The sequence below is a fragment of the Klebsiella sp. 141153 genome, from assembly GCF_032601995.1.
Lineage (GTDB): Bacteria > Pseudomonadota > Gammaproteobacteria > Enterobacterales > Enterobacteriaceae > Klebsiella > Klebsiella aerogenes.
Map to the genome: position 1 here is coordinate 1 of NZ_JAQIRJ010000039.1, position 408 is coordinate 408.

1 protein-coding gene is annotated in these 408 nt (G+C 60.5%); it reads left to right on the forward strand.

The window, feature by feature from the left end:
- On the forward strand, nt 1-402 hold a 402-nt coding region (locus PGS10_RS24970; RefSeq protein ID WP_316423646.1), incomplete at its 5' end, for a molybdopterin dinucleotide binding domain-containing protein.
- Nucleotides 403-408: the final 6 nt, after the last annotated feature.

The window sequence follows — 408 nt, forward strand, 5'->3', positions numbered from 1 at the left end:
GTCGGTCACTACTCCTGCCGTTCGATGACCGGCAACTGCGCGGCGCTGGCGGCGCTGGCGGATGAACCGGGCTATGCGCAAATCAACACCGCCGACGCCGAACGGTTAGGCATCGAGGATGAAGCGCTGGTGTGGGTCAATTCGCGTAAAGGCCGCATCATCACCCGCGCGCAGGTCAGCGATCGGCCGAATAAAGGCGCGGTATACATGACCTACCAGTGGTGGATTGGCGCCTGTAACGAGCTGGTGTCGGAGAACCTGAGCCCGATAACCAAAACGCCGGAGTACAAGTACTGCGCGGTTAACGTTGAGCGGATTGCCGATCAGCGCGCGGCGGAGCAGTACGTGATCGATGAGTACAACAAGCTGAAAGCCCGCCTGCGCGAAAGCGCGATGGGTTAAGGTTCG